The following is a 19,579-nucleotide window of genomic DNA, read 5'->3' on the forward strand; positions in this document are numbered from 1 at the left end:
TTTTCTTGAGATTGCCGTGTAGTACTCCAGATTCGGCGTAACGCCGATTGCCCCAGCCGCCGTGCCGGGGTTGCTGTAAACCGAAGCCCATGCCAGTCGCGCGTGGGCTTCCTGCTTTTGGGGATCGCTTTGTCCACTACTCTCATTCAGCGCCACGGCACCTGCCAGCGTTATTCCGACAGCGTCGTCCATGCCGGCACCGTCTATCTGGTCGAAATCGCCGCCGACACCACGCTCGACGCCGCCGGCCAGGCCGCTTCCATGCTGGCCGGCGTCGACCGCCTGCTGGCGCAGGCCGGCAGCGATCGCCGCCACCTGTTGATGGCCACCCTCTACCTCGCCGACATGGCCGATTACGACGCGGTCAACGCGGTCTGGGACGCCTGGCTGCCGGCAGGCTGCGCGCCGACACGGGCCTGCGTGCAGGCGCGACTGGCCAAGCCGGAATACCGGGTCGAGATCGCGCTCACCGCGGCTGTCGCTCAGGGCTGAACGTCGGCGTCGCAGTCGCAGCCGCTGCCGGCTGAAATCCAGCGGGCGGCGAGGCGGGCGGCGAACGGCACCAGGGCGGTGGGAAGGGCGGGGAAATGCTCGGCCGGCGTCCGTAGCAGGCCGCAGTGGTAGCGCATCTCGTCCGCCGACCAGCGCAGCGCCGGGCAGGGGCCGCGTCGCTGCAGGAAGCGCAGGCGGCCGAGCGGGCAGGTCTCGAGCGCGCAGCAGACGCCGCAGCCGGTGCACGGTTCGCCCGCCGCCGGCTTGGCCGGGGCGTCGGTGTGCAGTTCGATGACGATGTGGCGCATGGGCGGATCATGCGCCGTCCCGCGAAAGCCGCGCAAGCCCGGCCCGGGCGGCGCTGCGCTATAGTCGACGCTTCATTCCACAGCCTTGCCCGATCATGAACGTAAAAATCTCGCCTGTCGTCTTCGGCACCGAAGACATCCTGCGCAGTCTGTGCAATTCGGTGGCCGACGTGCTCAACGTCGCTACCTGCAGCCAGGTGCGCTATTCCGGCATGGTCCAGCGCATCACCAAGACCTGCCTGAAACCCGATATCGGCTGTTTCGTGCTGTTCGACGGCGGCTTTACCGGGCTGGTCGTGCTCAATTTCTCGGCCGCGGCAGCGATGGAGATTTATGAGGGCTACCTGCTCAGCATGGGAATGACGCGTGACGACCTGGCCACCTCGCATACCGCGGACGAGGTGAGCAACGTGATGGGCGAGCTGATGAACCAGATCGTCGGCAATTTCACCGGCAAGATCGGTCGCGAACTGCAGACCCACATCACCCAGAACCAGCCGAAGATGCTGGTCCTCAACAAGCAGGTGATCCTCAGCGTCGATACCAATCTCGACCGTCCGGAAGCGCGCCGCGTCACTTTCTACACCGCGCGCAACAACATCTTCTACCTCGAACTGGCGATCGACCACACCGAGTTCATCCAGATCAACGAGTTCGATGCCCAGGAAATTCCCGATCCGGATGCCCTGATCGCCGAAGCCGGCGCCGCCTCGGCCGTGGCGCCGGAAGCCGCGACGGGGAGCAGCGAGCACGACGATCTGCTGCGCTCGCTCGGCATGTGATACGCCGGCTCAGCGGCGTTCGAGAAAGAGCAGCGGGTCGACCGGCGTCGCGTTGAGGATTACCGTCCAGTGCAGGTGCGGTCCGGTGGCGCGGCCGCTGGCGCCAACCGCGCCCAGCCGCTGGCCACGCTCGACGCGCTGGCCGACCACGACGTCGATGCGCGACAGGTGCATGTAAGCGCTGATCAGCCCCTGGCCGTGGTCGAGGAAGATGGTGTTGCCGTTGAAGAAATAATTGCCGCTGTCCACCACGCTGCCTGCCGCTGGCGCCAGCACCGGGCTGCCGGCGGGGGCGGCGAAATCGAGGCCGCTGTGCGGCAGGCGCTCTTGGCCGTTGAAGAAGCGGCGCAGGCCGAAGCGCGACGACAGGCGGCCCTGGCTCGGCCGGGCGAAGTCGCTGTCCGGCGCGGTGGTGCTGAAAGTCGCCTTGATTGCCGCCGTGTGAGCCTGTTCGCGTTCGATGCGACGCAGATCCTCAGGCGTCGGTTCGACCTGGCGCCGGTTACGCAGGCGTAGCCGCTGCTCGCCGTAAGTCCAGGGGACGACGGTGAATTCCCGCTGTGCCGCGCCGCTCCCGGTTTCGACGCGGATCGCCTGCGTTCCCGGCGGCGTGTCGAGCGGAATGCCGACCAGCACGTGCCAGCGCCCACCCTCGGCGACCACCGCCAGCCGTTGTTTGCCCAGGAAGGCGCGCGGCGCCGGCTGTTCGCTGTCGCCGAGGTCGATGACGGCGATGCCGCCGGGAACCGGGTGTTGTTCCGGTAGTGCTGCCGGCGCGAGCGGGCTGCTGAGGGTAAAAGCAATACAGATTAATTTTTTGATGAATGAAATTTGTGTCACGTCTCTGTTCTGGTTTTTGGTTGTGGCGGCTGATCTATTGCCAGGGTTTCCAAAAAGTCATTTGGAATGATGGGCATGGATCGGATAAGATGGGCAATTCCCAATCCAGTTCCGGCTTTTTTTGCCGCTGCTTTGACAGGATTATGATTCTGTGGGCAATGCAATACAACAAAGGTTGGCCGATTTCCGGCAAAAACGTCGCGTTCAGGCCGGTTCGCTGATCATCACCGCCTTCGGTGACGCCGTGCTGCCGCGCGGCGGCAAGATCTGGCTGGGCAGCCTGATTCGTCTGCTCGAACCGCTCGACCTCAACGAGCGCCTGATCCGCACTTCGGTTTTTCGCTTGGTCAAGGAAGAGTGGCTGCGCACCGAACCCCTCGGCCGGCGTGCCGATTATGCCTTGACCGCGGCCGGCCGTCGGCGTTTCGCGGAAGCCGCCCGCCACATCTACGCATCGCGGGCGCCGCTCTGGGACCGCCGCTGGCGGCTGATCCTGGTGGTCGGCGAGCTGGCGCCGAAGGAGCGCGAGCAGGTGCGCAACGCGCTGCTCTGGCAGGGCTTCGGCGTGCTCGGCGGCGAATGTTTCGTGCACCCCGGGGCGGAATTGTCGACCGTGCTCGACGCGCTGCTCGCCGAAGGTCTGGCCGACGCGCTCGGCGCGCTGCTGCCGCTGTTCGCTGCCGATGCCCGTTCGGCGGCGTCGGCCAGCGACGCCGACCTGGTCGCCCGGGCCTGGAATCTCGACGCCTTGTCCGGGGCTTACGGCCATTTCGTCGATCGTTACCAGCCGGTGCTCGATGAACTGCAGCGCGATGCCTCGCTCGATCTGGCCGATCAGGACGCCTTCCTGCTCCGTCTGCTGTTGATCCACGATTACCGGCGCATGCTGCTGCGCGACCCGGAATTGCCGGAAGTGCTGCTGCCTGCGCAGTGGCCGGGGCAGCAGGCGCGCCTGCTGTGCAAGGAAATCTACAAGCGGCTGGAAGCCGCCTCGTCGCGCCACCTCGATGCCATGCTGTGCGTTGCCGACGGCAGCGTGCCAGTCGAGGACGGCACGCTGGCCCGCCGCTTCAGCCAGGACGATCCGCTCGCCTGACGTTGGCCGTCGGAGCGCCTCCCGATGGCGCCTGAACGGTGGCATGACCCTGGGTGTTTCTTTGCCCCGGGGGCGGAAAACCCTTCGTCGCCCCGACCCTGGCGTGCCACGGATCTGACCCACCTTGCCCTGGATGTCGCCGAGCTCCTGGGGGCAGATCAAAGAATCGGCAAAAGAAAAGGCCGCCCGGTTCCGGGCGGCCTGAAGTGCAGTCAACAAGCAGTGGGTGAGGAATGCCTTACTGAACCAGAGTCCAGTCGCCGTTCTTCACTTCCAGTATGCGGAAGGCGGAGAGGTCGAGCCCCATGTGGTCGGTCGCCGACATGTTGAAGGTGCCGCTGGTGCCGACGAAGCCCTTGGTCGCTTCGAGCGCGTCGCGCACTTTGGCCTTGTCGGTGCTGCCGGCGCGCTTGATCGCGTCGACCGCCAGCATCAGGCCGTCGTAGGCGTAGCCGCCGAAGGTCGATACGTCGGTCTTGTAGGCCGCCTTGTAGGCGTTGGCGTAGGCGGTGACGACCGGCTTCTGGGCGTCGTTGGCGGGCAGCTTTTCCGGGATCAGCTGGGCCGGCGACGGCAGACGGACGCCTTCGGCGGCCGGGCCGGCCAGCTTCAGGAATTCGTCGGAGGCGACACCGTGCGACTGGTAGAGCGGCAGGGCAATGCCGAGTTGCTTGTAGTTCTTGGTGACGATCGCCGGGCCCTGCCCGAGGCCGAACACGAAGACCGCCTGGACGCCGGCCGTGTTCTTGATCTTGGTCAGTTGCGGGCTCATGTCGGTATCCTTCGGCCCGTAGGTTTCGTTGGCGACCAGCGTGATGCCGTACTTGCCGGCCACCGCTTCGGTTTCCTTCTTGCCGGAGGCGCCAAAGCCGGAGGTTTCGGAGAGCAGGGCAACCTTGCTGAGGCCGCGCTTCTTCATGTCGGCGAAGACTTTTTCGGCCGCCATGCGGTCGGTGTGCGGCGTCTTGAAGACGAACTTCTTGACCGGCTCGATGATGACCACGGCGCCAGCCAGCGAGACGAAGGGAATGCCGGCCTTGTCGACCAGCGGGGCGGCCGACATGGTCGAACCGGTGGTCGTGCCGCCAACCAGGATGTCGACCTGGTCATCGGTGATCAACCGCTTGGTGAAGCCGTTGGCCTTGCCGGCATCGCTGCCGTCGTCGTAATGCACCAGTTCGAGCGGGCGGCCGAGGACGCCACCCTTCTTGTTGATCTCGGCGACGTAGAGTTGCAGCGTCTTCAGTTCCGGGTCGCCGAGAAAGGCGGCGGGGCCGGTGACCGAGAGTACGGAGCCGATCTTGATCGGCTCGGCGGCAACAGCCGCGAGGGCGCCACAAGCCAGGGCGGCTCCGGCAACGATTCGTTTCAGGCTGGTCTTCATGGGTGGGTCTCCTCCTTGAGATGATTGTTGTCGTGTACAGCGGGTTTTGACATGTTCGCCGCATCATTGCGATGTCCTGTCAGACGCCGACGCACATGGTACACAGGGCACTGCGTTTGTTGCGTCATTTTTGACGCGTCAGTGGCCGTCGGCATCGGGGAAGTCTCGCTCATGCCGAACGGATGGCCGGTCGTCATTGCGCCGGTCATGACGATCTTCCTGCCTGGCTGGGGTCAGATCCGGTCGGACTGTTGCAGTCCGCCGATGACCTCGCCGGCGATGCGGTAGCTCTTGCCCCGGAAGAGGGCGATGGTGGTGCCGGCGGCGTTCCGCACGGTGATGTCGTAAACGCCGGTGCGTCCGGCTGCCGAACGCTCGATGGCCTCCGCTTCGAGCGTTTCGCCCTGGCGGGCGGGGGCAAGGAAATCGATATGACAGGCTGCGGCGACGGTATTCCGGTTGTGGCTGTTGCAGGCGTAGGCGAAAGCCGTGTCGGCGAGTGCGAAGATCATCCCGCCATGGCAGATGTGGTGGCCGTTCACCATGTCGGGACGGACCGTCATCGTGAGTAGCGCGGCGCCCGGCTGGATGCGCACGATGCGGATGGCGAGCGCTTGGGCTGCGGCATCGCGGGCGTACATGGCGGCGGCGGTGGCTTCGGCGAGGGCTTGCGCTTCATTTGCGTCAAGTTGGGGTTCGGTCATGGCGGGGCTTTCCGGTAAAAATGGCTTGCTGGATGGGCGTCCAGCCCCCGGTGCAGAGCGTCGTCCGGGGAAGCGTCGCCATGTTCAGTTTCCGCTGAACTTCGGTGCGCGCTTTTCCATGAAAGCGGCAACGCCTTCAGCGTAGTCGGGGCTCCAGCCGAGTTCGCGCATGAAGCCGCCTTCATAGGAAAGCTGCTGTTCCAGCGTATGGCCGGGGGCAGCGTGCATTGCCTGGCGGGTACGCACCAGCGCCTTGGTCGGCATGCCGGCAAGCTGGGCGGCGAGCGCGTCGATGCGGGCAACGAAGGCGTCATCGGCAACGCATTCCCAGATCAGCCCCCAGTCGGCGGCCTTGGCTGCGGGCAGCTTGTCGGCGAGCAGGGCAAGCCCCATGGCGCGGGCCATGCCGACGCGTTGCGGCAGGAACCAGGTGCCGCCGGTATCGGGGATCAGGCCGATCTTCGAGAAAGCCTGCAGGAAGGAGGCCGACTGCGTGGCGACAACCAGGTCGCAGGCCAGCGCGAGCGAGGCGCCGGCGCCGGCAGCGATGCCGTTGACCGCGGCCAGGGTCGGCACGCGCAGGTTCTCCAGACGCAGCACCAGCGGCTTGTAGTTCTTCTCGACGACGTTGCCGATGTCCGGCAGTTGGCCGTTGATTGCCTGCATGTCGGGGTCGGCCAGGTCCTGGCCGGCGCAGAAAGCCCGGCCGGCACCGCTGAGGACGAGCACGCGGATGCTGTGGTCGGCCTGAACGTGATCGAGCGCGACGCGCAGTTCGGCGTGCATTTCGCCGGTGAAGCTGTTCAGCTTGTCGGGGCGGTTCAGGGTCAGGCGGGCGATGCCGTCGCTGACGGAAAAGGCAATGGTCTGGAAGTTCATTCGGTTCTCCTCAAGTAGTGCAGCAAGCGCAGCCCACGTGGGGACTGGCGCAGCACTCGGTTCTATTGGGTTGCTGCCGGCGGCGGGACGGCGGAAGCGGTGTCGTAGATTAATGCATGCGTGCCGATGTGGTAACAGCGCGCGCTGGCAATCGTGCCGTTGCCCTTGCGGACGACGGCGCCGGACCCGGCTTTCCGCCGTCCGCCCGAGGCGACGGGGCTTGCCCGCCGGGCCATGCAAAACGCCGCCGTTCCGGTTGCCAACTTGGGTCTTCGCCCTAGACAATGTGGGGCTATTGGAGGAGAGAACAATGAAAATGACCGGCCTGCGGGCAGGGGGATGCTGATGCTCGCCCAGTTCCTGCAATTCCTGTTTTCCGGGGTTACCGTCGGCGCCACCTACGCGCTGGCCGCCCTCGGCTTCACGCTGATCTACAACGCCAGCAACGTCATCAACTTCGCGCAAGGCGAGTTCATCATGCTCGGCGGCATGCTCGCCGTCTTCTTCGCGCAGATGGGGCTGCCGCTGCCGGTCGTGCTGCTGCTCGCCGTCCTGGTGCCGGCGGTGGTCGGCGTCCTGGTCGAGAAGCTGGCCATCGAGCCGGTCAAGGGCGCCGAGACGGTGACGCTGATCATCATCACCATCGGCGCCTCGCTGGTCATTCGCGGCATCGTCCAGGTCTGGCTGGGCAAGAATACCTTCAGCCTGCCCGCGTTCTCCGGCGACGCGCCGATCGAGATTCTCGGCGCCACGCTGCTGCCGCAGAGCCTCTGGGTGCTCGGCATCACCGCGCTGGTGGTGGCCGGCCTCTGGTACTTCTTCAACCGTACGCTGCAGGGCAAGGCGATGCTTGCCACCTCGTTCAACCGGACGGCGGCCGAACTGGTCGGCATCAACACGAGCTGGGTGCTCTTCCTCAGCTTCGCCATGTCGGCGGCGCTCGGCGCGCTCGGTGGCATCCTGATCACGCCGATCACCCTGACTTCCTACGACGTCGGCATCATGCTCGGCCTCAAGGGCTTCGTCGCCGCCGTCGTCGGCGGGCTGGGCAACGGCCTGGGCGCGGTGGTCGGCGGCCTGCTGGTCGGCATTCTGGAGGCGATGGGCGCCGGCTACATTTCGTCGGCGTACAAGGACGCGATTCCCTTCGTCCTCATCCTGCTCATCCTGTTCTTCATGCCGCGCGGCCTGTTCGGCGGCAAATCGACCGACCGGGTGTAAGCATGAAAAAGACCCCATTTCTCGGCCTCGGGCTGCTCGCCGTCGTTCTCGCCGTGCTGCCCTTCGTGCTGCCCAACAGCTTCTACCTCGACCTCGCGGTACGGATGGCGATCAACGCCATCATCGTCATCGGTCTCAACCTGCTGATCGGCTTTGCCGGCCAGATCAGCCTCGGCCACGCCGGATTTCTCGGCATCGGCGCCTACGCCTCGGCGGTGTTGCCGACCCATTTCGGCTGGCATCCGCTGCTCGCCCTGCTCACCGGCGCCGTCGCCTCGGCGCTGCTGGCGGCGCTGGTGGCGCGGCCGATCTTCAAGCTGAAGGGGCATTACCTGGCGATGGCGACGCTCGGGCTGGGCATCATCATCAACATCGCGCTGCGCAATGAGGCGCAATGGACCGGCGGCCCGGACGGCATGGCGGTGCCGGCGATGGCGCTGTTCGGCATCGAGATCAGCAACGACCGCCAGTGGTATTGGGTGGTCGCCGCGCTGCTGCTGGTCACCGTCTGGGCCTCGCTCAACCTGATCGATTCGCCCTTCGGCCGCGCCCTGCGCGCGCTGCACGGCTCCGAGGTGGCGTCGCAGGTGGTCGGCGTCGACGTCGCCCGCTACAAGGGGGCGATCTTCGTCATGTCGGCCTTCTCGGCCAGCGTGATGGGCAGCATCTCGGCGCATTACATCGGTTTCATCAGCCCGGCCTACGCCGATTTCTTCCACTCGATCGAACTGGTGACCATGGTCGTCATCGGCGGCATGGCCTCGGTCTACGGCTCGGTCGTCGGCGCCGTCCTGCTCACCGCGTTGCCGCAGGCGCTGGCCACCTTCGAGGGCTGGGAGACGGTGGCCTTCGGCGCCATCCTGATGCTGTGCATGATCTTCCTGCCGCGCGGTCTGGTGCCGACGCTGGCGGCGCGCTTCGGCAAGGGGGAATGAGATGAGCCTGCTGCAAGTGCGCAACCTGTCGATCCATTTCGGCGGCGTCAAGGCGGTGCAGAACGTCAGCTTCGACATCGACGCCGGCATCGTCTACTCGGTAATCGGCCCCAACGGCGCCGGCAAGACGACGCTGTTCAACCTGATCACCGGCGTGTACAAGCCGACCAGCGGGGAAATCCGTCTCGACGGCGAGGCCATCCACGGCCGCGCGCCGAGCGAACTGGCGCGGCGCGGCGTCGCCCGCACCTTCCAGAACCTGCAGATCTGCATGAACATGAGCGCCATCGAGAACGTCATGGTCGGCGCCCATCTGCGCCTCGATCGCAACCCGTTCAAGGCGGCCCTGCGCCTGCCCTCGCTGCGCCGACGCGACCGCGAACTGCGCGCCGAGGCGGCGCAGCTGATGGACTTCGTCGGCCTCGGCCAGTACGTCGCGGCGCGCGCCGACGCGATGTCCTACGGCGCCCTCAAGCGCCTGGAGATCGCCCGCGCGCTGGCCATGAAGCCGCGCCTGATCTTCCTCGACGAGCCGGCCGCCGGCCTCAATCCCAAGGAGACCATCGAGGTCGACGCGCTGGTGCGCAAGATCGCCGATTCCGGCGTCACCGTCGTCCTCGTCGAACACGACATGAAGATGGTCATGAACCTGTCCGATCGCATCCTCGTCCTCGACTACGGCAAGAAACTGGCCGAAGGCAGCGGCGCCGAAGTGCGCGCCAACCCGGACGTGATCGCCGCCTATCTCGGCACGCATGCCTGAGGGAAACGCCATGGAAGCATTGCGCATCATCACCGAAGAACACCAGGACCTGTGGCGCATCGCCGTCACCCTCGACCTCGTCGCTGGCGAGATGGAAGCCGGCGAGCCGGTCGATCCGGCCTTCTTCCACTCGGTGTTCGACTACATCGAACACTTCATGGACGCCTGCCACCACGCCAAGGAGGACGAATACCTGTTCCCGGCGCTGCGCCAGCGCAGCCCGGAAGCGGCGGCGGTGCTCGATCGCCTGCAGATCGAACACCGCAACGGGCCGGAAATCCTCCGTTCGCTGCGCCGCCAGCTGGCGGCACCGGCCAGCGCGCCGGGCGAATTCGCCGGCAACTTGCGCATCTTCGCCGAGAGCCTGAAGTCGCACATCCGGACCGAGGAAAAGGACGCCATGCCGCTCGCCCGCGAAGTGCTCCTGCCCGAGGACTGGGGGGGCATCGACCGCGCCTTCCTCGACAACGCCGATCCGGTGTTCGGCGAACAGGCGCGCGTCGAGTATCGCCAGCTCTTCCACCGCATCGCCAGCCTGGCGCCGGAATCGGTTGGCCTCGGCGCGCACAGCGGCGGCGACCTGGAGCCGGCGGCGCATGCCGTGGCCGGCGACATCATGCTGCGCGTCAGCGGCCTGGAAAGCTGCTACGGGCGGATCAAGGCGCTCAAGGGGATCGACCTCGAAGTGCGCGAAGGCGAACTGGTCGCCCTGGTCGGCGCCAACGGCGCCGGCAAGACCACCTTCCTGCGCGCCCTGTCGGGCGTCCAGCCGATCAGCGCCGGACGCGTCTTCTTCAACGGCGACGACATCACCAACTCGCGCGCCGACCAGCGCGTGCGCCGCGGCATCTGCCAGAGCCCGGAAGGGCGGCAGGTGTTCGGCCCGCTGTCGATCGAGGACAATCTGCGCCTGGGCGCCTTCACGCAGCCGAAGGCGCAGGTCGAGGGTGACCTCGACAAGGTCTTCGCGATGTTCCCCATCCTCAAGGAAAAGCGCCACCTGCCGGCCGGCACGCTGTCCGGCGGTCAGCAGCAGATGCTGGCGATCGGCCGCGCGCTGATGGGGCGGCCGAAGATGCTGCTGCTCGACGAACCGTCGATGGGTCTGGCGCCCCTGCTGGTCGAGGAAGTTTTCAACGTCGTCAAGTCGCTGAAGGCGCAGGGCATGACCATCCTGTTGGTCGAGCAGAACGCCTTCGCCGCGCTGGCCATCGCCGACCGTGGCTACGTGCTGGAAACCGGCGCCGTGACGCTGACCGACACCGGCCAGGCGCTGATCGCCAACGAACAGGTGCGCGCCGCCTACCTCGGCATGTAGGGTTCAGGTGGTGGCGCCGAGGCCGGCCCACCACAGGCGCAGGCGCAGGCCGAGCTCGCTGCTGTAACCGACCGAGACGAAGCGGATGCTGCCGTCCGGCGCCAGCACGACGAAGCCCGGCGTGCCGGGCAGGCGGTAGGCTTGCATGATGCGGCCGTCGGCATCGGCCAGGGTCGGGAAGCGGTAGCCCTTTTCCGCCATCAAGCGGGCAACCGCCGCGCCATCCCCGCTTTGCGTGGCGACGGTGATCACCGGATGGTCGGCGGCGATGCTGTCGACGCTGCCGGCGGTGGTCTTGCAGATCGGGCACCACTCAGCCCAGAAATAGATCAGTAGCGGCTGGCCCGGATGGGCGGCACGCCAGGCGGCGAGGTCGAAGGCCTGGCCGTCGGTCTGCATGCCGGCGAATTGCGGTGCCGGTCCGCGCGCCGTGTCGCGCAACTGCCAGGCCTGGAAGGCGAGGAAGGCGGCGACGAAGATGGCGATCTCCAGCGCCCAGCGGCGCCAGCGCGGCGGTTTGCGGCTTGCGTCGGCGCTCATCTCAGAGCCTCGTGTTCTTGTCGAAGGTGTTGCACTGCTTGAAGTCGCCGCTGTCGAAGCCGCGCTGGAACCAGCGCATGCGCTGCGCCGAGCTGCCGTGCGTGAAGCTGTCCGGGACGATGCGGCCCTGCGCCTGCTGCTGCAGGCGGTCGTCGCCGATCGCCGAGGCGGCGGTCAGCGCGGCCTCGACGTCGCCCGGTTCGAGCACCTGGGCCATGCTGTCGGTGCGCTTGCCCCAGACGCCGGCCAGGCAGTCGGCCTGCAGTTCGAGGCGCACCGACAGCGCGTTGGCCTGCGCTTCGCTCGCCCGCTGCTGCGCCTGATGCACCTGGTCGGAAATGCCCAGCAGGTGCTGCACATGGTGGCCGACTTCGTGGGCGACGACGTAGGCCTGGGCGAATTCGCCGGGGGCGTGGAAGCGCTCGCGCAGTTCGCGGAAGAAGGCGAGGTCGATGTATACCTTCTGGTCGCCCGGGCAGTAGAACGGCCCCATCGCCGCCTGGCCGGTGCCGCAGGCGGTCGGTGTGACGCCGGTGTACAGCACCAGGCGCGGTTCCTTGTAGTGCTTGCCCATCTCGCGGAAGGCTGCGTTCCAGGTGTCCTCGGTCGACGCCAGCACCTTCGAGACGAATACCGCCGTCTCGTCGTTGGCCGGCGGGCGCTGCGCCGGCGCCTGCTGCTGGACGACCGGCATGCCGCCGCCGGAGAGCAGGTTGAGCACGGTCAGCGGATTGACGCCGAGAAAGTAGCTGGCGACCAGCGCGATGGCGATGCTGCCCAGGCCGAGCCGGCCGCCGCCGAAAGACAGGCCGCCACCGCCGCCGCGGCGGTCCTCGACGTTGTCGCTTTCCCGGTAGTCGTCCATGCGCATCTGGCGTCTCCTCAGCGGTACTGGTTGATCTCGGCGCGGGTGGCGAGCGCCGCCCGGCGGGCGGCTTCGGCGTAGTCCTCGCCCTGGCCGGCGTAGAGGATGGCACGCGAGGAATTGATCATCAAGCCGCTGCCGGCAGCGGTACGGCCAGCCTTGACGGTGGCCTCGACGTCGCCGCCCTGGGCGCCGATGCCCGGCACCAGCAGCGGCATCTCGCCGACGATCTGGCGCACGCGGGCGATCTCGGCCGGGAAGGTGGCGCCGACGACGAGCCCGATCTGGCCGGTGCTGTTCCACTTTTCGGCGGCCAGGCGGGCGACGTGCTCGTACAGCTTTTCGCCGTTGGTTTCCAGGAACTGCAGGTCCGAGCCGCCCGGGTTGGAGGTGCGACAGAGCAGGATCACGCCCTTGTCCGGGAAGGCCAGGTAGGGCTCGACCGAATCGCGGCCCATGTAGGGATTGACCGTGACGGCATCGGCCTGGAAGCGCGCGAAGGCTTCGACGGCGTACTGTTCGGCGGTCGAGCCGATGTCGCCGCGCTTGGCGTCGAGGATCACCGGCACGCCGGGGTGTTGCTCGTGGATGTGGGCGATCAGCGCTTCCAGCTGGTCCTCGGCGCGGCGCGCCGCGAAGTAGGCGATCTGCGGCTTGAACGAACAGACGAGGTCGGCGGTGGCGTCGACGATGCTTTTGCAGAACTCGAAGATGGCGTCATCGCGCCCCTTCAGGTGGGCCGGGAACTTGGCCGGATCGGGGTCGAGTCCGACGCAGAGCAGCGAGTCGTTCTGCTGCCAGGCGGCGGCGAGTTGCTGGGTAAAGGTCATGTTTCTTCCTTCGGCAGATAACGGGAAAACTTGGCGGGCAGCAGGCAGGTCTGCAGGCTGCGCTGGGTGAACAGAAAACGGCCGTCGCAGACGAAGCCGAGTTGCTGCCAGTCGACTTCGTGGTTGAGCATCATCGTGCATTCGATCAGGTCGCGCCGACGCATCCGCCGGTTCTTCGGGAACAGCGCCAGCACCGAACCGTCGAAGTTCGGGCAGTCGTGCAGGAAGAAAGGCTCGCTCTTGCGCGTGCGGCCATTGACGTAGATGCGCGGGTCGTCGTTGATCGGGAAATGGCGGCCCCAGTGCCACCAGTTGCTCTCGTCGAACTTGCGTACGCGGCGGGCGAGCAGGCGTTGCTTGTGCGGCAGCAGGGCGGGGTGTTCGATGCCGTAGATCATGCGCCGTGTCTCGCCGGTGTCGGCGGTCTTCGAGCAGACGAAATCGAGGTTGCCCTCGGCGTGGCGGAACACCGGGTCGGCGCCGGAAACGCCGCCGACGCGAACGTCGAACAGGTCGGAAAGGCGCACGCCGTGATCGTCGCGCAGGAACATCAGCTGCCCATCGACTTCAGTGAAGACGCGGCCGTCGGCCATGCGGCGGTCGAAACGCCCCTTCTCGAAACGGAAGATGCAGCAGTTGGGGTTGGCGCCGGCGAAGACGCGGACGTCGCCGGTCTCGAAGAAATGCGTGATGCAGCCCTGGCCGAACAGCCAGGCGTTGAGCTTCCTGGCCGAGGTCAGCTTGATGAACTCGCGCGGCACGATGAAGACCAGCTCACCGCCCGGTTCGAGGTGGCGGATGCATTTCTCGATGAAGAACAGGAACAGGTTGCTGCGCTTGTCGAACAGGGGCGATTTCAGTTTCTTGCGGGTCGGTGCGGCGATGTCTTGATAGCGCACATAGGGCGGATTGCCGACGATGGTGGCGAAACGTTCGCTCTCCGGCAGGTCGAAGAAATCCATGACGCGGGCGCCGGCCGGGGCAACCCCGGGGTCGAGTTCGACGCCGGTGACATCGCGGCCGCGCCGGCGCAGCTCGTTGAAGAAAGCACCGTCGCCGGCCGATGGCTCAAGCACGCTGCCCGTGTTGGAACACAGGTCGAGCATGAAATCCACCACCCTGGAAGGCGTGAACACCTGGCCGAGGCGGGCGACGTCGAGCGGCATCAGTCGTGATGAGAGGGCGGTTTGGCGGCGGCCGCCTGCTCGCGCGCCTTCTTTTCCCAGTAGCGCTCGTTCTTGCTCTCGTCGACGAAGCGGTAGCGGCCGGCCAGCTCGCAGCCCTTCATGCCCGGGTTACACGGCAGATTGTTGATCTTCGTGCAGCGGTCATTGACTTCGTGCGGGCAACCCCAGCTGCCGGCCATCTCAGTGCCCCTTGCCCCACGAATCCTTGAGCGTCACGGCGCGGTTGAAGACCGGGGCGCCGGGTTTCGAGTCGACGCGGTCGGCGACGAAGTAGCCGTGGCGTTCGAACTGGAAGCGCTGTTCGGGCTGGGCGTCCTTGAGCGAGGGTTCGAGCATGGCGGTGATGACCCGCACCGAGTCCGGGTTGAGGTCGTCGAGGAAGTCGCGTTCGAGCTCGGGGGCGTCGCCTTCGCGCCGGGCGCCGGGGGCGGGGACGCGGAACAGGCGGTCGTAGAGGCGGATTTCGGTCGGGCAGGCGTGGGCGGCGGAAACCCAGTGCAGGTTGCCCTTGACCTTGACGCTGTCGGCGCCCGGCGTGCCGGACCTGGTGTCGGGCAGGTAGGTGCAATGGACGGCGGTGACCTGGCCGTTTTCATCCTTGTCGCAGCCGGTGCATTCGACGATGTAGCCGTATTTGAGGCGCGCCTTGTTGCCGGGGAAGAGGCGGCGGAAGCCCTTTTCCGGGACTTCCTGGAAGTCTTCGGCTTCGATCCACAGCTCGCGGCCGAAGGGCATGACGCGGGTACCCAATTCAGGATGCAGCGGGTGGTTGGTGACCGCGCAGTCCTCGAACTGGCCTTCGGGATAGTTGTCGATGATCAGCTTCAAGGGGTCGAGGACGGCGACGCGGCGCTGGTCGGATTCGTTCATCACCTCGCGCTGGGCGTCCTCGAACAGGACGTAGTCGATCAGCGAGTCGTTCTTGGTGACGCCGACCCGTTCCATGAACAGCTTGAAGCCTTCCGGCGAGTAGCCGCGGCGGCGGGCGCCGACCAGGGTCGGCAGGCGCGGGTCGTCCCAGCCGCTGACGTGCTTCTCGTCGACCAGCTGGATCAGCTTGCGCTTGGAAAGGACGATGTAGGTCAGGTTGAGGCGCGAGAATTCGATCTGTTGCGGCAGCGGGCGCTGCAGCAGGCCGCCTTCGGCGAGGCGTTCGAGCAGCCAGTCGTAGAACGGGCGCTGGTCCTCGAATTCGAGCGTGCAGATGGAGTGGGTGATGCACTCCAGCGCGTCCTCGATCGGGTGGGCGAAGGTGTACATCGGGTAGATGCACCACTTGTCGCCGGTGTTGTGGTGGGTGGCGTGGCGGATGCGGTAGATCGCCGGGTCGCGCAGGTTGATGTTGGGCGAGGCCATGTCGATCTTGGCGCGCAACACGTGCTGGCCGTCGGCGAATTCGCCGGCCTGCATGCGCTTGAACAGGTCCATGTTCTCGGCGACGCTGCGCGTGCGGAAGGGCGAGGGCTTGCCGGCTTCGGTCAGGGTGCCGCGGTTGGCGCGCATTTCCTCGGCGCTCTGGCTATCGACGTAGGCGTGGCCGGCGGAGATCAGGTATTCGGCGAACTGGACCATCCAGTCGAAGTAGTTCGACGCGTAGTAGAGGTTGTTCTCGCGCTCGTCGGCCCAACTGCAGCCCAGCCATTTGACGGCGTCGACGATGGAGTCGACGTATTCCTGCTCTTCCTTTTCCGGGTTGGTGTCGTCGAAGCGCAGGTGGCAGCGGCCGCCAAATTCCTGGGCGAGGCCGAAGTTGAGCAGGATCGACTTGGCGTGGCCGAAGTGCAGGTAGCCGTTCGGCTCGGGCGGGAAGCGGGTGCGGATCTTCGCCGCATCGAGCGGCGCCGCCGCGTGCTCGGCGGCGAGGCCGGGCTGGCCGGCCCAGCGGCGCTGGGCGTGTTTGCCGGCGGCGAGGTCGGCCTCGACGATGTTCTTGATGAAATTGGTGGCGGGAGCGGGAGTCTTGTTTTCGGAGGACATGGGTGGCCGGCGTGGGCGATTCGGTAAAGCGACATTCTAACAGCGCCGCGCTGCCGGAAAACGAAACGGGCCGGCGCTTGGCCGGCCCGTTCGTGCGTTGGTGCCGATCAGAGGATCAGGCGGCCGACGTACCAGGCCATGGCAGCCATCAGCGCGCTGCACGGGATGGTCAGGATCCACGCCCAGACGATGCCGCCGGCGACGCCCCAGCGCACGTGGCGGGTGCCGCGCGTCGTGCCGACGCCGGCGATGGCGCCGGTGATGGTGTGCGTGGTCGACACCGGGATGCCGAAGGCGGAGGCCAGGAACAGGGTGACGGCGCCGCCACTGTTGGCGCAGAAGCCGCGTGCCTGATTGAGCTTGGTGATGCGGTTGCCCATGGTCTTGACGATGCGCCAGCCGCCGAACATGGTGCCCAGGCCCATCGCCGTGTAGCAGGCGAAAACGACCCAACCGGGGATTTCCGATTCCGTGGTCGACATGCCGGCGGCGATCAGGATCAACCAGATGATGCCGACCGTCTTCTGCGCGTCGTTGCCGCCGTGGCCAAGGCTGTAGGCCGCGGCGGAGAGTAGCTGGAAGCGGCGGAAGTGCTTGTCCACCTTGCGTGGCGCCATGTTGCGGCAGAGCCACGAGACGCCGACCATCAGCAGGCCGCCGATGAGGAAACCGAGCAGCGGGGCGACGAAGATGAAGGCGATGATCTTGAGCACGCCGGACGCGATCAGGCTGCCGAAACCGGCCTTGGCGACGGCGGCGCCGACCAGGCCGCCGACCAGCGCGTGCGACGACGACGAGGGAATGCCGTAGTACCAGGTGATGATGTTCCAGGCGATGGCGCCGACCAGCGCACCGAAGATCACGTAGTGGTCGACGATGCTCGGGTCGATGGTGCCCTTGCCGATGGTCGCGGCGACTTTCAGGTGGAACAGGAAGTAGGCCAGGAAGTTGAACGAGGCGGCCCAGATCACCGCGTGATGCGGCTTCAGGACGCGCGTCGAGACGATGGTGGCGATCGAGTTGGCGGCGTCATGAAAGCCGTTCATGAAATCGAACAGTAAGGCCACCACCACCAGGGTGACGACCACCCCGAGGCTCATATGGATGGCTTCCATGCCCGGACTCAGGAGTTTTCGAGGACGATGGCTTCGACCGTGCCGGCGACATCCTTGCAGCGGTCGGTCACCGATTCCAGCAACTGGTAGATTTCCTTGAGCTTGATCACTTCGCGGACATCCGGCTCCTCGCGGAAGATGCGCGACATCGAGACGCGCAGCATGCGGTCGACTTCGGATTCGTATGCGTCGATTTCATGGCAGAGCTTGAGGATGCTCGGGCCGTTGTCCATGTTGCGCAACAGCTTCACCAGTTCGGTGACCTTCTGGCAGCTACGCTCGGTGATCTCGGCCATGGCGCGGGCTTCGGCCGGAATGCGGTGGATGTCGTAGAGCGCCATCGCTTCGGCAACGTCCTGCGTCATGTCGAGGATGTTGTCCATGCCGTTGATCAGTTCGTGGATCTCGTCGCGGTCGAACGGCGTGATGAAGGCGCTGTGCAATTGCGCCAGGACCTCGTGGGTGATCTTGTCGGCGGCGCTTTCCAGGCGGTCGATCTCGTCGGCAAGGGCCTGCGCCTTGCCTTCCTCGGCACCATTGGACAGGACGTCGATCAATTGGCGGAGCGTGCTGCCGCCCTGGGCGACAAGTGCGCCGTGAGCGTTGAAGTGGTCGAAATATTTACCCTCTTTGGGCATCAAGGCGCCGAACATGACGGTTTTGTTTAACTTTTGTGACAAAACGCCATTTTAGCACCCGGGCTGGAGGCGGGTTGCGTTGGATCAAGCCGGCGCGAGATTTCCCGCCGACCGGTCAGGCATGGACGATGCCGAAGATCATGTAATAGATCATCGCCGCCATCAGTGCCGAGGCGGGCACGGTGACGATCCAGGCGGCGGCGATCTTGAACACCGCCGAGCGCTTGACCAGTTCATGACGGTAGACGCGGCGCATCTGCTTGCGCTCGTACTTCGACAGATCGGCCTGGGCGGTACGCGCTTTCAACTGGTCGAGCATCTCCCGCTTTTCCTTGACGCCAGCCTTGGTGAAGCGGTTGAGGTAGGCTTCGACCACCTCCTTGTCCTCGCCGAGGTGGTGCTCCTTGATTTCATCGAGCATCTGCGAGTAATTGGTCTTCAGGAATTCGCGCAGGAAACCGACACCGAAAACGCCGCCCAGCGCGATGTGCGTCGAACTGACCGGCAGCCCGAGTTGCGAGGCGACGATGACGGTGACCGCCGCCGACATGGCGATGCAGAAGGCGCGCATCTGGTCGAGTTCGGTGATTTCGCTGCCGACGGTGCGGATCAGTTTCGGACCGTACAGCGTCAGGCCGAGCGAGATGCCGATGGCGCCGACCAGCATGACCCAGAGCGGGATGCCGGCCTTGGCCGACAGCTTGCCGTGGATCACGGTGTCGGCGATGGCGGCCAGCGGGCCGATGGCGTTGGCGACGTCGTTGGCGCCGTGGGCAAAGCTGAGCAGCGCGGCGGCACAGATCAGCGGCACGGTGAACAGTGCGTTGATGCTGGCCTTGGTATTGTCCATCCGGCCGGCGCGGCGGCGCAGCGAGCCGGTCATCAGCCACCAGGTGAGGACGCCGATGGCGGCGCCGATGGTGCCGGCGGTCAGGAAATCGACTTTCCAGATCTTGTTGAGCCCCTTGAGGATCAGGTAGGTCGAAAAGGAGAAAGCCATCAGGCCGATCAGGATGGGCACCGTGCGCTGGGCGGCGGCGACCATGTCGGACTGGTAGGTGATCGCCCGCTTGATCCAGAACAGGAAGGCGGCGGCGACGATGCCGCCGAGCACCGGCGAGATTACCCAGCTGGCGGCGATGCTGCTCATCGTTCCCCAGTTGGCGGCATTCATGCCGCCGGCGGCAATGCCCGCGCCGAGGACGGCACCGACGATGGAATGGGTGGTCGATACCGGGGCGCCGATGGCGGTGGCGAAGTTCAGCCACAAGGCGCCGGCGAGCAACGAGGCCGTCATCAGCCAGATGAAGCGGTTGCTGTCGAGGATGGCGTCCGGCTTGATGATGCCGCCACGGATCGTCGCCACCACATCGCCGCCAGCGATCAGGGCGCCGGCCATCTCGAAGATGGCGGCGATGACGATGGCGCCGGTCATGGTGATGGCGTGCGAGCCGACTGCCGGTCCGACGTTGTTGGCGACGTCGTTGGCGCCGATGTTCATCGCCATGTAACCGCCGATCATCGAGGCAACCACCAGCATGATGCCCTGGGGGCCGGTGATGCCGATGCCGAGCGCGGTATAGATCATGATGCAGACGACGAACAGCAAGCCCATGCCGAGCCGGCTGAACTCCCGGCGGCCGCGCTTGGTTGCCTTCTCGATGTCGGCAAAGTCCTGAAATTCCATGCGTTCTCCCGTGCCCTT

The 19,579-nt window shown here is 66.0% G+C and carries 22 protein-coding genes; 7 read left to right on the top strand and 15 right to left on the bottom strand.

Annotated features, from left to right (window positions below):
* The first annotated feature begins 129 nt into the window (after positions 1-129).
* Positions 130-492, top strand: a complete 363-nt coding sequence (locus tag ACLIIZ_RS05495; protein ID WP_416691115.1) for a RidA family protein — start codon at positions 130-132, stop codon at positions 490-492.
* On the opposite strand, the gene ACLIIZ_RS05500 is transcribed toward ACLIIZ_RS05495, so the two are convergent.
* Positions 483-800 (bottom strand): hypothetical protein, encoded by a 318-nt coding sequence (locus ACLIIZ_RS05500; RefSeq protein ID WP_416691116.1) that lies wholly within the window; start codon positions 798-800, stop codon positions 483-485. The two genes, ACLIIZ_RS05495 and ACLIIZ_RS05500, sit on opposite strands and share 10 nt — an antisense overlap.
* A 95-nt stretch (positions 801-895) precedes the next feature.
* Here ACLIIZ_RS05500 and ACLIIZ_RS05505 point away from each other — a divergent pair, with 95 nt between their 5' ends.
* Positions 896-1,582, top strand: coding sequence for a DUF3334 family protein (locus ACLIIZ_RS05505; RefSeq protein ID WP_416691117.1), 687 nt, complete (start codon positions 896-898; stop codon positions 1,580-1,582).
* A gap of 9 nt (positions 1,583-1,591) precedes the next feature.
* Here ACLIIZ_RS05505 and ACLIIZ_RS05510 read toward each other — a convergent pair whose 3' ends face one another.
* Complete coding sequence (locus ACLIIZ_RS05510) at positions 1,592-2,422, bottom strand: peptidoglycan DD-metalloendopeptidase family protein (protein ID WP_416691118.1); 831 nt, start codon at positions 2,420-2,422, stop codon at positions 1,592-1,594.
* Between the two features lie 175 nt (positions 2,423-2,597).
* Between ACLIIZ_RS05510 and paaX the strand changes: the two genes are divergently transcribed.
* A complete protein-coding gene (gene paaX, locus ACLIIZ_RS05515; RefSeq protein WP_416691119.1) occupies positions 2,598-3,518 on the top strand; it encodes a phenylacetic acid degradation operon negative regulatory protein PaaX in 921 nt (306 codons plus the stop codon).
* A gap of 238 nt (positions 3,519-3,756) precedes the next feature.
* Here the strand turns inward: paaX and ACLIIZ_RS05520 are convergent, their stop codons facing one another.
* The 4 genes from ACLIIZ_RS05520 to paaG form a co-directional block, all read right to left on the bottom strand.
* The gene (locus ACLIIZ_RS05520; protein WP_416691120.1) at positions 3,757-4,902 is read right to left on the bottom strand and encodes an ABC transporter substrate-binding protein; all 1,146 of its coding nucleotides are present in this window, start codon (positions 4,900-4,902) and stop codon (positions 3,757-3,759) included.
* On the bottom strand, positions 4,899-5,111 hold the full coding sequence (locus tag ACLIIZ_RS05525) for a hypothetical protein (protein WP_416691121.1): 213 nt from the start codon (positions 5,109-5,111) through the stop codon (positions 4,899-4,901). Before ACLIIZ_RS05525 ends, ACLIIZ_RS05520 begins: the two co-directional genes overlap by 4 nt.
* A gap of 24 nt (positions 5,112-5,135) precedes the next feature.
* Entirely contained in the window at positions 5,136-5,606 is a 471-nt protein-coding gene (paaI, locus tag ACLIIZ_RS05530; RefSeq protein WP_416691122.1) for a hydroxyphenylacetyl-CoA thioesterase PaaI, read from the bottom strand.
* Positions 5,607-5,690: 84 nt separating this feature from the next.
* On the bottom strand, positions 5,691-6,485 hold the full coding sequence (gene paaG / locus ACLIIZ_RS05535; protein ID WP_416691123.1) for a 2-(1,2-epoxy-1,2-dihydrophenyl)acetyl-CoA isomerase PaaG: 795 nt from the start codon (positions 6,483-6,485) through the stop codon (positions 5,691-5,693).
* 345 nt (positions 6,486-6,830) lie between these two features.
* Between paaG and ACLIIZ_RS05540 the strand changes: the two genes are divergently transcribed.
* From ACLIIZ_RS05540 to ACLIIZ_RS05555, 4 genes are read left to right on the top strand one after another with little or no spacing between them, the layout of a single operon-like run.
* Positions 6,831-7,706: a branched-chain amino acid ABC transporter permease gene (locus ACLIIZ_RS05540; RefSeq protein WP_416691124.1), complete on the top strand. Its 876-nt coding sequence runs from the start codon at positions 6,831-6,833 to the stop codon at positions 7,704-7,706.
* 2 nt (positions 7,707-7,708) lie between these two features.
* Positions 7,709-8,641, top strand: a complete 933-nt coding sequence (locus tag ACLIIZ_RS05545; RefSeq protein ID WP_416691125.1) for a branched-chain amino acid ABC transporter permease — start codon at positions 7,709-7,711, stop codon at positions 8,639-8,641.
* A gap of 1 nt (position 8,642) precedes the next feature.
* Entirely contained in the window at positions 8,643-9,404 is a 762-nt protein-coding gene (locus tag ACLIIZ_RS05550) for an ABC transporter ATP-binding protein (protein WP_416691126.1), read from the top strand.
* Between the two features lie 10 nt (positions 9,405-9,414).
* Entirely contained in the window at positions 9,415-10,722 is a 1,308-nt protein-coding gene (locus ACLIIZ_RS05555; protein ID WP_416691127.1) for an ATP-binding cassette domain-containing protein, read from the top strand.
* Positions 10,723-10,725: 3 nt separating this feature from the next.
* Here ACLIIZ_RS05555 and ACLIIZ_RS05560 read toward each other — a convergent pair whose 3' ends face one another.
* The 9 genes from ACLIIZ_RS05560 to ACLIIZ_RS05600 form a co-directional block, all read right to left on the bottom strand.
* The gene (locus ACLIIZ_RS05560; RefSeq protein WP_416691128.1) at positions 10,726-11,262 is read right to left on the bottom strand and encodes a protein disulfide oxidoreductase; all 537 of its coding nucleotides are present in this window, start codon (positions 11,260-11,262) and stop codon (positions 10,726-10,728) included.
* Between the two features lies 1 nt (position 11,263).
* Complete coding sequence (ypfJ, locus tag ACLIIZ_RS05565; protein WP_416691129.1) at positions 11,264-12,133, bottom strand: KPN_02809 family neutral zinc metallopeptidase; 870 nt, start codon at positions 12,131-12,133, stop codon at positions 11,264-11,266.
* A gap of 11 nt (positions 12,134-12,144) precedes the next feature.
* Entirely contained in the window at positions 12,145-12,957 is an 813-nt protein-coding gene (pyrF, locus tag ACLIIZ_RS05570) for an orotidine-5'-phosphate decarboxylase (RefSeq protein ID WP_416691130.1), read from the bottom strand.
* Positions 12,954-14,123: an Eco57I restriction-modification methylase domain-containing protein gene (locus ACLIIZ_RS05575; RefSeq protein ID WP_416691131.1), complete on the bottom strand. Its 1,170-nt coding sequence runs from the start codon at positions 14,121-14,123 to the stop codon at positions 12,954-12,956. The genes pyrF and ACLIIZ_RS05575 overlap by 4 nt, the downstream gene beginning before the upstream one ends.
* On the bottom strand, positions 14,123-14,323 hold the full coding sequence (locus ACLIIZ_RS05580; RefSeq protein WP_416691132.1) for a hypothetical protein: 201 nt from the start codon (positions 14,321-14,323) through the stop codon (positions 14,123-14,125). Before ACLIIZ_RS05580 ends, ACLIIZ_RS05575 begins: the two co-directional genes overlap by 1 nt.
* A gap of 1 nt (position 14,324) precedes the next feature.
* Positions 14,325-16,121: a glutamine--tRNA ligase/YqeY domain fusion protein gene (locus ACLIIZ_RS05585; RefSeq protein ID WP_416691133.1), complete on the bottom strand. Its 1,797-nt coding sequence runs from the start codon at positions 16,119-16,121 to the stop codon at positions 14,325-14,327.
* 107 nt (positions 16,122-16,228) lie between these two features.
* The gene (locus tag ACLIIZ_RS05590; RefSeq protein ID WP_416691134.1) at positions 16,229-17,236 is read right to left on the bottom strand and encodes an inorganic phosphate transporter; all 1,008 of its coding nucleotides are present in this window, start codon (positions 17,234-17,236) and stop codon (positions 16,229-16,231) included.
* 8 nt (positions 17,237-17,244) lie between these two features.
* On the bottom strand, positions 17,245-17,889 hold the full coding sequence (locus ACLIIZ_RS05595) for a DUF47 domain-containing protein (protein ID WP_416691135.1): 645 nt from the start codon (positions 17,887-17,889) through the stop codon (positions 17,245-17,247).
* Between the two features lie 100 nt (positions 17,890-17,989).
* Positions 17,990-19,561, bottom strand: coding sequence for an inorganic phosphate transporter (locus ACLIIZ_RS05600; protein WP_416691136.1), 1,572 nt, complete (start codon positions 19,559-19,561; stop codon positions 17,990-17,992).
* Between the last annotated feature and the right edge of the window lie 18 nt (positions 19,562-19,579).

It is taken from the genome of Azonexus caeni (assembly GCF_048146105.1).
Lineage (GTDB): Bacteria > Pseudomonadota > Gammaproteobacteria > Burkholderiales > Rhodocyclaceae > Azonexus > Azonexus aromaticus_B.

Bases quoted from the DNA above. Each gene is read 5' to 3' on its own strand.
- ACLIIZ_RS05500 (WP_416691116.1), bottom strand. From the start codon at position 800: ATGCGCCACATCGTCATCGAACTGCACACCGACGCCCCGGCCAAGCCG.
- ACLIIZ_RS05505 (WP_416691117.1), top strand. From the start codon at position 896: ATGAACGTAAAAATCTCGCCTGTCGTCTTCGGCACCGAAGACATCCTG.
- ACLIIZ_RS05520 (WP_416691120.1), bottom strand. From the start codon at position 4,902: ATGAAGACCAGCCTGAAACGAATCGTTGCCGGAGCCGCCCTGGCTTGT.
- ACLIIZ_RS05525 (WP_416691121.1), bottom strand. From the start codon at position 5,111: ATGACCGGCGCAATGACGACCGGCCATCCGTTCGGCATGAGCGAGACT.
- paaI (WP_416691122.1), bottom strand. From the start codon at position 5,606: ATGACCGAACCCCAACTTGACGCAAATGAAGCGCAAGCCCTCGCCGAA.
- paaG (WP_416691123.1), bottom strand. From the start codon at position 6,485: ATGAACTTCCAGACCATTGCCTTTTCCGTCAGCGACGGCATCGCCCGC.
- ACLIIZ_RS05540 (WP_416691124.1), top strand. From the start codon at position 6,831: ATGCTCGCCCAGTTCCTGCAATTCCTGTTTTCCGGGGTTACCGTCGGC.
- ACLIIZ_RS05545 (WP_416691125.1), top strand. From the start codon at position 7,709: ATGAAAAAGACCCCATTTCTCGGCCTCGGGCTGCTCGCCGTCGTTCTC.
- ACLIIZ_RS05550 (WP_416691126.1), top strand. From the start codon at position 8,643: ATGAGCCTGCTGCAAGTGCGCAACCTGTCGATCCATTTCGGCGGCGTC.
- ACLIIZ_RS05555 (WP_416691127.1), top strand. From the start codon at position 9,415: ATGGAAGCATTGCGCATCATCACCGAAGAACACCAGGACCTGTGGCGC.
- ACLIIZ_RS05560 (WP_416691128.1), bottom strand. From the start codon at position 11,262: ATGAGCGCCGACGCAAGCCGCAAACCGCCGCGCTGGCGCCGCTGGGCG.
- ypfJ (WP_416691129.1), bottom strand. From the start codon at position 12,133: ATGCGCATGGACGACTACCGGGAAAGCGACAACGTCGAGGACCGCCGC.
- pyrF (WP_416691130.1), bottom strand. From the start codon at position 12,957: ATGACCTTTACCCAGCAACTCGCCGCCGCCTGGCAGCAGAACGACTCG.
- ACLIIZ_RS05575 (WP_416691131.1), bottom strand. From the start codon at position 14,123: ATGCCGCTCGACGTCGCCCGCCTCGGCCAGGTGTTCACGCCTTCCAGG.
- ACLIIZ_RS05580 (WP_416691132.1), bottom strand. From the start codon at position 14,323: ATGGCCGGCAGCTGGGGTTGCCCGCACGAAGTCAATGACCGCTGCACG.
- ACLIIZ_RS05585 (WP_416691133.1), bottom strand. From the start codon at position 16,121: ATGTCCTCCGAAAACAAGACTCCCGCTCCCGCCACCAATTTCATCAAG.
- ACLIIZ_RS05590 (WP_416691134.1), bottom strand. From the start codon at position 17,236: ATGGAAGCCATCCATATGAGCCTCGGGGTGGTCGTCACCCTGGTGGTG.
- ACLIIZ_RS05595 (WP_416691135.1), bottom strand. From the start codon at position 17,889: ATGTTCGGCGCCTTGATGCCCAAAGAGGGTAAATATTTCGACCACTTC.
- ACLIIZ_RS05600 (WP_416691136.1), bottom strand. From the start codon at position 19,561: ATGGAATTTCAGGACTTTGCCGACATCGAGAAGGCAACCAAGCGCGGC.